General features: G+C 32.8%; 15 protein-coding genes. 10 read left to right on the plus strand and 5 right to left on the minus strand.

Annotated elements, in window-relative coordinates; genetic code table 11:
• Window positions 1–952 precede the first annotated feature (952 nt).
• The 4 genes from LAV82_RS27140 (at window position 953) to LAV82_RS27155 (ending at window position 4,073) form a co-directional block, all read left to right on the plus strand.
• The gene (locus tag LAV82_RS27140) at window positions 953–1,195 is read left to right on the plus strand and encodes a spore germination protein (protein ID WP_029319824.1); all 243 of its coding nucleotides are present in this window, start codon (window positions 953–955) and stop codon (window positions 1,193–1,195) included.
• A gap of 21 nt (window positions 1,196–1,216) precedes the next feature.
• Window positions 1,217–1,444 (plus strand): spore germination protein, encoded by a 228-nt coding sequence (locus LAV82_RS27145; protein WP_029319826.1) that lies wholly within the window; start codon window positions 1,217–1,219, stop codon window positions 1,442–1,444.
• 2,366 nt (window positions 1,445–3,810) lie between these two features.
• On the plus strand, window positions 3,811–3,954 hold the full coding sequence (gene yjcZ / locus LAV82_RS27150; protein WP_098278594.1) for a sporulation protein YjcZ: 144 nt from the start codon (window positions 3,811–3,813) through the stop codon (window positions 3,952–3,954).
• A 38-nt stretch (window positions 3,955–3,992) separates the two neighbouring features.
• Window positions 3,993–4,073: a YjcZ family sporulation protein gene (locus LAV82_RS27155; RefSeq protein ID WP_098278595.1), complete on the plus strand. Its 81-nt coding sequence runs from the start codon at window positions 3,993–3,995 to the stop codon at window positions 4,071–4,073.
• A 489-nt stretch (window positions 4,074–4,562) separates the two neighbouring features.
• Here LAV82_RS27155 and LAV82_RS27160 read toward each other — a convergent pair whose 3' ends face one another.
• A complete protein-coding gene (locus LAV82_RS27160; RefSeq protein ID WP_499717342.1) occupies window positions 4,563–5,105 on the minus strand; it encodes a hypothetical protein in 543 nt (180 codons plus the stop codon).
• Window positions 5,106–5,276: 171 nt separating this feature from the next.
• On the opposite strand from LAV82_RS27160, the gene LAV82_RS27165 reads away from it, so the two are divergent.
• A complete protein-coding gene (locus LAV82_RS27165; protein ID WP_340429876.1) occupies window positions 5,277–5,435 on the plus strand; it encodes a hypothetical protein in 159 nt (52 codons plus the stop codon).
• Window positions 5,436–5,708: 273 nt separating this feature from the next.
• Here LAV82_RS27165 and LAV82_RS27170 read toward each other — a convergent pair whose 3' ends face one another.
• Window positions 5,709–6,329 (minus strand): polysaccharide deacetylase family protein, encoded by a 621-nt coding sequence (locus LAV82_RS27170; RefSeq protein WP_098278596.1) that lies wholly within the window; start codon window positions 6,327–6,329, stop codon window positions 5,709–5,711.
• A gap of 378 nt (window positions 6,330–6,707) precedes the next feature.
• On the opposite strand from LAV82_RS27170, the gene yjcZ (LAV82_RS27175) reads away from it, so the two are divergent.
• Together yjcZ (LAV82_RS27175) and LAV82_RS27180 are read left to right on the plus strand one after the other, a co-directional pair.
• Window positions 6,708–6,824, plus strand: coding sequence for a sporulation protein YjcZ (gene yjcZ, locus LAV82_RS27175; protein WP_074684461.1), 117 nt, complete (start codon window positions 6,708–6,710; stop codon window positions 6,822–6,824).
• Window positions 6,825–7,568: 744 nt separating this feature from the next.
• Window positions 7,569–7,715 carry a YjcZ family sporulation protein gene (locus LAV82_RS27180; RefSeq protein ID WP_074684460.1) on the plus strand — a complete coding sequence of 49 codons (147 nt, stop codon included), beginning with the start codon at window positions 7,569–7,571 and terminating at the stop codon, window positions 7,713–7,715.
• Window positions 7,716–8,252: 537 nt separating this feature from the next.
• On the opposite strand, the gene LAV82_RS27185 is transcribed toward LAV82_RS27180, so the two are convergent.
• Entirely contained in the window at window positions 8,253–8,516 is a 264-nt protein-coding gene (locus tag LAV82_RS27185; RefSeq protein ID WP_176543553.1) for a hypothetical protein, read from the minus strand.
• A 189-nt stretch (window positions 8,517–8,705) separates the two neighbouring features.
• On the opposite strand from LAV82_RS27185, the gene LAV82_RS27190 reads away from it, so the two are divergent.
• Window positions 8,706–9,134, plus strand: a complete 429-nt coding sequence (locus LAV82_RS27190) for a cell wall hydrolase (protein WP_097812776.1) — start codon at window positions 8,706–8,708, stop codon at window positions 9,132–9,134.
• 620 nt (window positions 9,135–9,754) lie between these two features.
• On the opposite strand, the gene LAV82_RS27195 is transcribed toward LAV82_RS27190, so the two are convergent.
• Window positions 9,755–10,123 (minus strand): transporter, encoded by a 369-nt coding sequence (locus LAV82_RS27195; RefSeq protein WP_499717348.1) that lies wholly within the window; start codon window positions 10,121–10,123, stop codon window positions 9,755–9,757.
• A 594-nt stretch (window positions 10,124–10,717) separates the two neighbouring features.
• Window positions 10,718–10,870 (minus strand): ribbon-helix-helix domain-containing protein, encoded by a 153-nt coding sequence (locus LAV82_RS27200; protein WP_170960126.1) that lies wholly within the window; start codon window positions 10,868–10,870, stop codon window positions 10,718–10,720.
• Window positions 10,871–11,817: 947 nt separating this feature from the next.
• Between LAV82_RS27200 and LAV82_RS27205 the strand changes: the two genes are divergently transcribed.
• Together LAV82_RS27205 and LAV82_RS27210 are read left to right on the plus strand one after the other, a co-directional pair.
• On the plus strand, window positions 11,818–11,979 hold the full coding sequence (locus LAV82_RS27205; RefSeq protein ID WP_029319866.1) for a YjcZ family sporulation protein: 162 nt from the start codon (window positions 11,818–11,820) through the stop codon (window positions 11,977–11,979).
• 272 nt (window positions 11,980–12,251) lie between these two features.
• Window positions 12,252–13,181 (plus strand): DUF3298 and DUF4163 domain-containing protein, encoded by a 930-nt coding sequence (locus tag LAV82_RS27210; protein WP_029319868.1) that lies wholly within the window; start codon window positions 12,252–12,254, stop codon window positions 13,179–13,181.
• The last annotated feature ends 219 nt before the right edge of the window (window positions 13,182–13,400 follow it).

Below are 13,400 nucleotides of genomic sequence, written 5' to 3' on the forward strand. Positions count from 1 at the left end.
ATTCAAAGACAAACAGTAATTAAGTATGGTACGCTACAACTTTTGAAAATGGGAGTTTTATATTCCATAAAGATGAGAAAGGTAACAGATCTTACACCGATACAAGCGTTTCAAAGTTCAGAAGAGTTACAGATAAAAAAACGTTATAACTCTTGAAACGTCCAGGAAAGGCCTAATACCAACATATAATAAAGTTTTTATAACTCTATGCGCTACAGAAATATCTACTGAAAATGAGCATTATAATAACAGTATAAGCGAAAAATTAAATGGGCATGGGCTCAATTTAAACTTTTAGAACATGTAGAGAACATCAGAAAGAGAGTAAGGAGGAACTGCTGCCCATCGCATCGCCTTAGATAAAGTAGCAGTTGCTAAACAAGAGGAGCAAAAAATCGTTGTAAAGGTGAGCGAGCTTATTAACAAAATAAAAAGCAACCTCCAGTCGTCAGTAGAGGTTGCCTTTAGAACATCATCATTATGGAATTATATATTAACATCTTTTTCTAAAAAAAGCTATCTCTGTTGGGATATTGCATATGTATAAAAAGCTGCATAAAGAAGAAACAAGGCCCCATCTAGAACCCAAGAAGGTTCTTTTTGGTGATGTGTTCCGAAATGAGACATTATGGTAACTAGTCCTGTATATCATATACAGCCTGAAAACAGAAAAACTACCTATCAGCCAAAGGTAGTTTTTCTGCTAAAAGAATAGGAATTTTAAAGTGGTAGATGCCTCACGGCTTCTTGGATAGTTTGCTTCGGTTATAAAAAAATATTCAGGATGGGCAAGTTACCTAATAAAGAATGAGAACATAAGCTACAATTAAAGTGAATTTAGCTCTTATATTATCTCTTTATCACTTAAAATTCAGGATATATGAAACAGTTGTTATAAAGAATGGATGATTTTATATTCTGTAAAGTGAGAAAATGAGAAAGGAGTAATCTTATGCCTTATTCTATTATTATTGGTAATGTACTGACCAATGGTATTACTCAAAATGGAAATGTGGATTTTGGTCACACGGTTCATAATAGTCATACAGCTAATTCAAAGTGGGTAGGAGCTAATATTTCTTTAGGTAACTTTTCTCCTTCTACAGCTTGGATGGCTAATGGTAATTTTGATCCCGATTTTAGTGATCAAGATCAAATTGCTAACCCTTCCATGCCAATATCAGGCCAAGTTTAAGAATAAAGGAGTATATTCTTTATGCCATCTAATATTAATGTGCAAAATTTCAATGCTAATGGAGTTACAGAAAACGCTAATCTAGATATAGGTAATAATGTTCAAAACAGTCATACGGCTAATTCAAAATCAGTAGGAGCTTGTTTTTCATTTGGCAATGCTTCCCCTTCAGTGGCGCATATGTTAAATAATAATTGTGATCCAGATATTAGTGATCAAGGACAAATTGATAATACTTCTAATTCCTAGATTGCAATAAGCGATACTAAATAAAAGATGTACCTGAAGGCTATAAAAATTATCCTAAAGGTCATTAATCTCATTAATAAAATCGGATACAGTTTGAAAATAGAAAAAACTACTGGAACGGAGGGAACCAGTAGTTTTTTTGCTGTTGAATATTGTATCATATTTTACCAATAAATATATATTTTTCTTTTTTTGCATATGTATAAAAGGTGCGCTTTTTATACATCGTGGCTTCAATCACCTCAAGAGAAAAAGCTGATTTATCAAGGATGTATAAAAAGCTGCATATTACAGAAATCGTAACCTCCTTAGAACCCAACTCCCACAAGGGTTCTTTTTTATGGTGTGTACCGGAAAGAGACATTATGTAAACTAAAGATGTATACGATATACAGCTTTAAAAGCAGAAAAACCTATCTCTTCCCAGTCAAAAGAGGTAGGTTTTTTCTACTTTTAAACAACAAGAATTTTACAGGATTGGTTAGATGCCTCACGGCGTCTTGAGTAGTTTGCTCAATATGTAAAAAAATTAATCATTATATAAAAAGAGAAAAAACAATCCGTGGGAGTTGGATTGTTTTTTCGTAAGGAAAGATCAGGCTGATGTTCCTTATTGTATTTTATGTTTCTCATTTTGTGTTATGACTGCCTATAAAATCCATTATGTTAACTAAAGATGTATACCATATACAGGGTGAAAAGAGAAAAAAACTACTGGCTCATCCGGCGCCAATAGCTTTTTTGCTAAGGAAGAAAATTGGTTGTAGATGCCTCACGGTGTCTCGAGTAGTTTGCTCTAATTATTTTTGTTTTATTCATGTGGACAATTCACTAAAAGTAAGCTAATGAATATAATTTATTTGGTAGATAATATAATCATCCTTTTAAGTTCCTTCGAAATACACTAATCACACATCAGGATCCTCTTCAGTTAATTATTGAAGGGGATTTTAAGGTTGATAAAAAATATTATATGAACTAAAAGTTTATACTATATATATCTTTAAAATCAAAAAAACTACTGGTGTGTGAATCAGTAGTTTTTTCTCTTATTTATAGGGAGAGATAGAAGGTGTCAATGCATAATTTATGATATATAAAGTAATTACAAGTGGTTGGACAAGTGCTGATATTATAAAAATTTTATTAACTTTCATTGATATAGTGAGAGTATATACTTGAAAATGAAAAAACTCCCAGGCGGAAGGTCGTTTTTTCTACTGATAGATGAAAATAAGTTGTGGATGAAGTCTTAGAAGACTTCTCGAGTAGTTTGCCCGGGCTATAGAGTTTTATTCATTTCCTATTTTGTATCATAGTAGCTTTTACATTTTGAGAAGACAAAGGTTTCCTGATAGAATGCTTGAATTGTATAGCCGTCTTTCAATAAGCACACGGTAAGATCTTGGATGGATGTGTCATTTTCACAAACTGGAGGAATTGTGCCTATGGAAGGACTAATAAGGATCACTCTGCCAGTTGTTTGATCGAATGTCACAAATATTACATTGCAATGGCGATAGCCATTTCCACGAAAATGATGTTCCAAAGACATATCGTCACTTCCCTTCGTAAGACAAGATATATAATTATGATATGTAGTTTAATGAAAAAAGCTTGGACGATTTTTGCTCCTTCTATGAAAATTAGAAATCGTTAAAACAGAAAAAACTAATGTTTATCACTAGGCAGTAGTTTTTTCTTTAAGATAGTAGCAATATAGAAACTCAGGATCTATTGGAAGAGCAAGGAGGTTGCTCAACATTATGGTATGTAAAGTAATAAAAAGGGTTTGGATAAGTGCTGGCGTTATTTTTTATGGATAAATAATTTATATTTTTAATGATTTTATAGACATTAGTATAAGTTGTTTCACTAATTTTACGTAGGATATCTTAGCGGCGTATAAGGAAATCCTATTTCATATTTCCTTTACAGGATCTGTTACTAACACCGCCTAAGTAACAGGTCTTTGTTTAATGATCGTCAATATAGCCTAAATTAAATAAATCTATTGGAAACAGATATTTAAAATAAATATTGTTAAATACGTATATTTTTCAACGAAGGCCATATCCTCGAGTGTTAAAGAATATGGCTTATAGATAAGTTTGTGTGAGCTATTACATGAATACTATATGTATTTTATAATCATTATGTTCTTTATATTATACTTTCTAAGATAGCAACTTCTTTATAATAACAGGCTTTTTCATCATAATTTTTATATACACAATAATAATGACGATAGGCATAAAATTTATTTTTATGCCTATTAATGTGTTTGTCCAATCGAATTTAGCTTTAAGGACATACCTTAGAGTAGAGATTAATTTTTCTTAGTATTTAGTGGAGGTGAGTTATTGATGTGTTGGGGTGGAAACAATTATGGTGGCTGTGGCTACGGTGGATCTAGTTATGGTGGATCTGGTTTTAGTTTGGCTTTAATTCTCGTTTTATTTATCTTATTAATTATTGTAGGTTGCTCATGTTTCAAGTCTTCTTATTAATTAATCCTATGATGTAAAAGTAGGAGATGTTATAGTTAATGGCATTTTCATTAATTGTTATTCTATTTATTTTACTTGTCATTGTAGGTTGTTCTTGTACAGGATTTAGTGGATATTAATTTATTTGTTGAGAATAAAAAGGACAGAATTAAGTTTATCTGTCCTTTTTTATTTTATATGGATTGATCTAAAAAAACCATATCTTTATGAAGATATGGTAAGTAAATGACAAAAGACAAAGAAATATAATATTATTATATGGATCTTATTATCGGGTTGTTCCATATAGATTTATTTTAATATAGAGGAATCGGGAAGCATACTTAAGAAGAAATTGTTAACTAAACATGTATATCATATGCAGCTTAAAAGAAAGAAAAACTCCTGGTGCTTTTCTGTTACATTTATTTGATTGAAGAATGGAAACTTTACAGCTTCTTGAATAGTTTGCTCTAGAAATCTAATTTTATTTATTAAAATTAGATTATTGTCTAATACAACTTATTTATAAAGTATATATAATGTATTACAACCTTTTCATCTTCCCTAGCCATGTTCTCTTTTTAAGAACATGGCTTTTTTATTTCTTAGAATGCTTATTATGTTAACTAATCTTCCTCTAAAGTAAGTTCGAAAATAAGCTGGTAATTACGGTTAGTTAAGTCAATTTCAATGATTTGAAAATCTTCTCCGTACCAATCCGTTTCAGTAATAATTAATTTGGCCGTAATGAAATAAAATTCATCCGAAAAATGAGGACGGAACGTATTTCCTAGGTCTTCCCCTGCTGCCTTATACTTTTTGAATTCCCGCAAGTACAATTCCGCATAAAATGGATTGTCTTTCCAAAAAATTCTAGCATTCTTTTCGACATGTGATTGGATATAGGTATCACGCTCTTTAGTGCCCATTTTCCTTATATGGCGAGGGTAGTCTAAGATGTGACCTTCGATAAATGATCCCTTTTCATCATGGAAGAAATCACCACACAGCCCTTCAATCGAAAAGTCATCAATATGCGCTCTGATACCAAAATCCTCTTGTTCTTCTAATTCTCGGTTAACAAGAATAGTAAGTACTTCTTTTTCATTCTCAGCTTTAGCAACGGCAAAAAAGGACATACCTGCACTGATAGCAAATAGTTTGGTCACATTGTATCCCCCCGGATTTTAATTTGTTAATTCTCCCTATGATATTCAAGATTTCTGTTATAGGTAATTAATTACTAAATAACCATTTTAATTTTGGTTATTGTATATGGTAATTATATCCTTTAATTATCACTTATTTGAGTGCGCACTCATTTTAGGAGGAAGCTTAATATGCTTAAAACACTGCCTAGATTTAAGCGTTTAAATGCTGATATACCAGAAGAATTATTTAAAGAATTTGCTAAGAGATGTATTGAAGAAGGTATGAGCAAAAAAGATTCTCTTGTTCAGCTTTTGGAGAAAGAATTCTTTAAGAATTCAAAAAAGTAGAAGGAGACAACAAAATAAAAGGGCACTTTCCCGTCAAGGAAAGCACTCCATGTAGAACTCATAAAGACCTTTATTATAATATGGGGTGCCCTCAAAAAATGGAAAGGTCTTATCATGGATCGAACTAAAAATTATTGATAGGTATTGAAAATGATTTAAGTGTAGCTGCCGATTTAATTCATTATGTTAACTAACAATATATATATCATATACAGCTAAAAAAGAAAAAACTATCTTACTGTTGAGCCGAATATAAAAAAGTTAACCATCCTTTTAGGACCATTTTTCAATTTTGTATGCAACTTGGTGGAACTCTGGAACTGTTAAAAAACGATAATTATTTTTTAATAAATATGTAATGATTTCAGGCAATGAAGTAACGATTTGGTCTCTAGGTCCACTACCGTATTGATCCCCGTCATGCATTACAATGAGACTCTTTTTCTTGATTCCTGAAATGACATTCTTTTGTATACTTAAGGGGGATTTCTCCTGCCAATCTTTACTATCTACATTCCATAATACGGAAGTCATCCCAAATTTCTTAATAGCATCAGCATTTTTATCATTTATTGAACTATAGGGAGGACGAAATAAATCTGGAGAATGTCCTATTATTTTCTTGATTTGAATATTTGTCGAATTAATTTCCTTCCACAATTCATTCCTTGAAAGGGTTGTTATATCAGGGTGGTTCCAAGTATGATTGCCAATGATATGCTTTTCCCTATAAATTCTTTGTATTATATCTGGGAATTTTTTCACTTCTGAACCAACAACAAAGAATGTTGCGGATATATTATATCTTTTTAGAATATCTAAAATGGAGATTGTGTAAGCTGACGGTCCATCATCAAAAGTTAAAGCAACATACTGAGGTATATTTTGATTCATATATTCACTCCTTTTTATAAATAAAGATATTAATTATATGTAGAAATCTCTTGAGTTTGTATAATTCAAGGGATTTTTATTACAAGATAAATCTTAGTATTATTAATCAAAGGTTAAGGTGACTATTATCTATAAATTGTATTATTTTAACTACACCTGTATATTCACTACAGCAAAAAAAGAAAGAACCACTGTTCACCACGCAGTAGTCTTTTTAAGATAAATACTGTAGAAAGAAAAGTCTGCCTTTTTAAATCAATTGAAAGGCTTTTACATATGCCTGTTTGGTCATTTTAAATTTATTTATAATAGACTAGTTTCTTAAAAGTAAGAGGACTATTTTATCTGTGAAAGTGATAAAAATCTAATAGAGAAGGGATTCTTTATACGTCTAATTGCGGCGAATTTGGAGCTGCTTTATTAATTGTATTATTTATTCTTCTTATCATTATTGGATGTAGTTGTTTTGGCGGAGGCTTCGGTAGCTACTCATAGTAATAACTAAATAAGAAGAACCCTTATTCAATAAAATAGGGGCTCTTATCATTTCTGGGAATAACGATTATGTTTACTAAAGATGTATAAAATACGCAGCTTAAAAAACGAAAAAACTACCTTATGGGGAGTTTTTCTAGTCGTAAAATATAGATGTTAGCTGATGCTTTATTACATTTTGAGTAGTTTGTTCAAATGATAGAAAAATATTAATTTAGGCAAGTTACCTAAAGAAAAATGTAGGCATATAATGTAACTTGAATAAATTTCGTCTCACACGTAGAATCCTTTTAACTTCATTTTTCACCTTCATAATTCACAAAATCAAAAAAAGAAAAAACAATCTGTATTGGAAGACAGATTGTTTTTTTTAAAAAAATAAAGATGGCTTTATCGAAGTGGCATTCCTAGAGCCTTCTCTAATAATATTCAAAACCTTTTCAGATAATAAATTCCAATACAATCCATTACGCTAACTAAACATATATATGATATACATCTAAAAAACAGAAAAACTCCCAGGCGGCAGGGGGTTTTTCTGTTTTTTTAACAACTGCAAATCCGTTAGGGAGGTAACTGATCTACGGGCTTAAATCGGATGGTTCATTCATTCTATGTAAACTAATCTAAAGGGTTTATATATATCTACAAAATCCTATTATTTTTACCAGTTCAGAGTATGGGCTGGCATTTTAATTTTCTATACATATCTTAAGAGTATTAAACATATAGGGGGGTGAAAATATGGGCTTTGGAGGTTATGGTGGCGGTTGCGGCTATGGCGGAGGCGGCTGTGGTTTTGGTAGTGGTTTTGCTTTAATTATTGTGCTGTTTATCTTATTAATCATTATCGGTGCTTCTTGTTTTGGCGGCTTCGCTGGAGGATGCTAATCATTAAATCCAGTTTGTTTGAAAAAAAGTTAGCTAGATGCTAGCTTTTTTTATTCACTTTTTCTATATATACTTAGCAATTGCTGATAATGCACATTATATTAACTAACTTTGTATATTCTATACAGTTTAAAAAAAGAAAAAACTATGTTTTATTGATGACTCTAATCATCTTGGGTAGTTTGCTCAAATTGTTAAATGTTATTCATATAGATAATTCACCTGAAAACAGGTCGATGAATAGAATGTAATCTGAATTCTGAAGAATCATCCGTTTTTTTTGGAAAAAGCCCTCCTCAGGGTATCTATCTAAACATAAAAAACATTGGCTAAGTCTTAGCCAATGTTTTTTATGTTTGTTGCATCATTTGTTTTATTCATTATAGGCAAGTCACTTAAGTAAAGAAACTGAACATGCTGAAATTGATAAATTTATAAAGCTTTGATTTTCTAAATTTAGTAAGTTATTTCAAAAAAAGCCTTAAGATCATTGATCTTAAGGCTTTTTGGATATAGTTCATTTAATATAAAAAGGGACTACCAAAACCAGGGCCCTCCCCAACCGATTCCAGGGCCAAACCAAGGTCCCCAACCAAATCCAGGGCGTCCAAAACCGAACCCGAACCCGAAACCAGGTCCCCAACCAAATCCGGGGCGTCCAAAACCGAAACCAGGTCTTCCAAAACCAGGGCGGCCGAAGCCAGGACCACCAAAACCTGGTCTTCCAAACCTCATATCTCCATAGGGTAACTGATTTTCTTGAAAATATAAATTAGGTAACAAATGCATTTCTGAATTCATGACAAAAACCTCCATTTTTTCTTATCAAAGCAAGAATATGCATTTACCTAGTTTCCTTCTTGGGTGAATGTCCATATTTTTGGGAAAATAGGTAGGAAGTAATGGTAGAGAAAAGCCTATTTTTAAAAAAAATGACGAAAAGACATTATACGGGCCATAGGGAAATATCTTATTTCTGGAGGTGAAATTATGGCGGTTGTTAAAGCGACAACTTCAGACATAGCTCTTTTAGCGAGGCTCCTTAGAGCAGAAGGTGAAGGTGAAGGTGAACAAGGAATGCTTCTTATAGGAAATGTGGGGGTTAATCGAATTAGAGCAAATTGCTCTGATTTTAAAGGACTGAGAACTATTCCACAAATGATTTATCAACCCCATGCATTTGAAGCTACTCAAAAAGGCTATTTCTATCAAAGAGCACGAGAAAGTGAAAAACGTTTGGCACGTCGATCTGTCAGAGGAGAACGTAGTTGGCCTGCAAAATTTAGCCTATGGTATTTCAGACCTCCTCAACAGTGCCCTCCAACATGGTACAATCAACCTCTTGTTGCTCGATATAAGCTTCATTGCTTTTATCAACCAAAAGCTGAAACATGCGAAAATATTTATAATACTTATTAGGAATTCTCTATAATTTTATAAGACGATTTATTAATCTATATCATTAAAAGCAAAAAAACTAACTTCTTTCTGACTCAAAGTTAGTTTTTTTGCTTTCCAAATTGGATATTTTCAAAGGATTTCCTCAACGTCCAAGTCCACTATGAAGTATATTTGATGTTAAAAAGGCACCAACAGGAGGTAAATCACTATTGCTAACGGCAGGTCCTGTGAGACTTGTATCTGTGGTAGCCACCCAAGTTCCACTCCTACCTGATAGCAAAGAAGGTGACTTCATAATAACCCGCCCACTTAAAACAAGATGTCGAATTCTAGTAGTGGAATCGTCAAACATACTTAAGTTACCAGAATATGTGGCATAAGGTGAATTAAAGGTGATTTGTTTGCTCCCCTCATTCCAATACCCGTTAATAGGAATGAGGGTGCCCCGAAAATTAACTGTACCCATTACTCTATTCTCTGTAATAGAGTTAATGATAAGCACACCCCAAACCATAGGTCTACCTGCAATCTCAGCGTGGATACCCCATCGTGATGGGAATGGCATACTAGCCCTGACATTCTCTGTAGGTTGCAAAGCTGGTTCCCCCCCTTTTTCTAGGGCTATAAATTATGAACACTTAGAAACATGTAAATGAAACAATTCGTCTTGTATCTATACCAAAAATAGTCCAGAATCGCCCGTTCCATCTGAAACCAGCAACTGATCTCGGTCCTACAAAAATAGGGTAATACCAAAAACTTGACCCATTTCTAAGCCATATATAGGTGTTACGGAATAAACATAAAGAAATGGCTCCTGGATCGACTGCAAATGGTGTTGCTGTTTGCTGTTGTGGGATAAATGCTGGTGGTGGGGAAGTTGGAGCTTGTTGCCCACCACCAGGTGATCCAGGGAAACCGCCAGGTGATCCAGGGAAACCGCCAGGTGATCCAGGGAAACCGCCAGGTGATCCAGGGAAACCGCCAGGTGATCCAGGGAAACCGATCCAGGGAAACCGCCAGGTGATCCAGGGAAACCGCCAGGTGATCCAGGGAAACCGCCAGGTGATCCAGGGAAACCACCAGGTGATCCAGGGAAACCGCCAGGCGATCCAGGGAAACTAGGGGACGGGAACTGTGAGTCTAAAAATCTTGGGTAATAATAAGAATCTATATAATTTGCGTCCATATTTTTCACCTCAATATATTATTAATACCTAATACAGTATGAGAAATAGGCCCAAAATGTTCAGACCCTTATGAATATAGCAAAAATCTTCTTGTTCAAACGAAAATCTCTATGTTAAATAAGTTCCAGGAGAAATATACAAACGGGTTAGTTAAACAAAATGCCTTAAAGAGTGTTTTAGTTCAGTGGTAATAGCATCTTTATAGATAAGATGCTATTAGTTATTTCCTATAAAATTCATTATGTTAATTAGCTTTGTATATGATATACAGCTTAAAAACAGAAAAACTCCCCGAATGCGTTAAGGAAGTTTTTCTGTTGCGGAAATTTTGGGCAGAAAGCTAATAAGCTTCTTGAGTAGTTTGTTCGTAAAAGCAAATCTTATTCGTAACAGCGTCTTACTCTTTAGAGATCAATCAGCTTTACCTAACCCTTTTTTAATTAATTCTAAAATAGCTTCATTTCTAGAAGATATTGTTTTAGATTCTTTATACTCATCAATCCTTTTTACAATATCAACAGGAAGCCTTACAAATTGAGCATGTCTTTTCTGTTTCTCATGCACAAGTATAGTCCCCCACTTTTAAAATGAAAACGCTTAATTAGATAAGAACGACGATTTAAATCCATAATAATCAGATAAGTTTAAGAATATCAATCATTAAAAAATTACATTTATGGTAATAAAATGGAAAAGTGTTTTTGGCAATCCTTTTACTGTAGATATAGTGCCTATAAAATCAAATATGCTAGCTACATGTGTATACTATATATAGGTTAAAAACAAAAAAAGCTACTGGCTTCAACAGTAGCTTTTTTTGTTTGTTGAAAGGTAGTCGTAAAGTGATGATTTATCCATCTTAGCTAGTTTGTCCAAATGATAAAAAAAATTATTCATAATGGACAATTTGTTTAGTAATGAATAGTAACATATATTATGTATTGTAAATAACAGATCTCTTACTCTATCATTATTCTTTTCGAATAAACCTCTCAGGCGTCAAAAGCCTCTTTGTTTAATGATCGGAGGGGCTTTTAATGTTGATAAAAAACATTATATGAACTAAAAGTCTATACCAAATATATCTTTAAAGTCAAAAAAACTACTGATGTGTGCCATCAGTAGTTTTTTCTCCCATTTATAGAAAGAGACAAAATGTTTCGTCGCATAATTTATGATATGTAAAGTAATTACAAGTGCTTGGACAAGTGCCAATATTATAAAAATTTTATTAATTTTGATTGATATAGTGAGAATATACAACTTAAAAATAAAAAAACTCCCAGGCGGCAGGGAGTTTTTCTGTTTTTTTAACAACTGTAAATCAGTTAGGGAGGGGGAGATGATCCACCGAGCTTAAATGGAATGGTTCATTCATTCTATGTAAACTAATCTAAAGGGTTTATATATATCTACAAAAATCCTGTTATTTCACTGGTTCAGAGTATGGGCTAACATTTTAATTTTTTATACATATCTTAAGAGTATTAAGCATATAGGGGGGTGAAAATATGGGCTTTGGAGGTTATGGTGGCGGTTGCTGCTATGGCGGATATGGTTACGGTGGGGGCGGCTGTGGTTTTGGCAGTGGTTTTGCTTTAATTATTGTACTGTTTATCCTGTTAATCATTATCGGTGCTTCTTGTTTTGGCGGCTTCGTTGGAGGATGTTAATCATTAAACCTATTTTGTTTAAAAAAGGGCTAGCTAGATGCTAGCTTTTTTTATTTACCTTTTCTGTATACACTTAGCAATTGTTGATAAAGTACATTATATTAACTGTAAATCAATGGATTATACATAAATGCTATTTACAATTATTTCCATTAAATCAATATAAATAATCATTATTCACTGTTAATTTGTGTTATACTTCTAATTGGTTTTTTTTAGAAACTGTAAATTATCAGTTTTAAAACCCTACAAAATATTTCAGGGGGGCATTTATGAAAAGGTTCAAAAAAGTTATAGCCTTTATTTTAGTTTTTGCTGTATTATTCTCGCCACTCGTTCCACATACACAGGCAGAAGCCAAAGTAATGTGGGGAAATCAAGAACTCGTTAAAGGACAAATAGGGCGCGTTACAATTTTAAAGAATACTAGTCTTTACAACATTAAAAATAATAAATTGGTAGCTGCTAAAAAAGTATCAAAGGGTCAAACATATCGTGTTTATTCTTATTCTGGAAAATACGGTGGAATTTACGGTTTATCAAAAGATTTATATGCTCAAAAATCGTCTAGTATCAAGTATGAGAGAGCACCTAGTGACAAAATCCAAGCCTTTGGAATAACCGTTATAAAAAAATCATTAGCAAGTAATATTAGTTATCCACAAGCATCTGGTCTTTTTAATAAACCATTTGAGGCTAGTTTCAATAGAAAATTCTTAAACCTTGCTAAAGAAACTCAGCAAGCAAATAAAGAATTAAAAGAACAGGAGAAAGAGGACCGCGAAAACGGTTGGTCACCAGGCCCTTATTATCAAAATATGAAATACTCTGTACCCTACAATCAAGATAATATCTTAAGTATCTCTATTACCTATGATGAGTACTCTGGTGGTGCACACGGTAATGCTTGGATTGATACTTACAATTATGATTTATTAAAAGCTAAGCAACTTAGTTTGAAAGACGTCATTAAAAATCAAACTCAATTAGGTAAGGTGAATAAATATATTCGTGACCAAATGATTGTGCTTAATAAAAAAGGAGCTGGATTCGAGGTTAAAGATTTTAAATCTGTGAACTTAACTCAAGACCAATTTTATTACACGAGTGGTGGCATTGTGATTATATTTGGTGAATATGAATACGGCCCTTATGCCAATGGTATTAATTTCTTTAAAGTTCCATATTCCGTTTTTAAGTAAGGTAATTCCTGGACATTGGAAAAAAGAAGCTTAAGAACTATTAACGTAACTCTTAAGCTTCCTTTTCATTCCTAGAATATTGATTATGGTAACTCACATTTTATATCGTATACAGCTTAAAAAACAGAAAACCTATCTCTATTTTTGCGTCTATTTCTTATAGATGCTGTAGAAAGAACAGCCTGCCCTTTTTAAATCAAAAGAGGCAGGCTTTTTTAA

It is taken from the genome of Bacillus sp. ILBB4, assembly GCF_035064545.1.
In the GTDB taxonomy this organism is placed as follows: domain Bacteria; phylum Bacillota; class Bacilli; order Bacillales; family Bacillaceae_H; genus Priestia.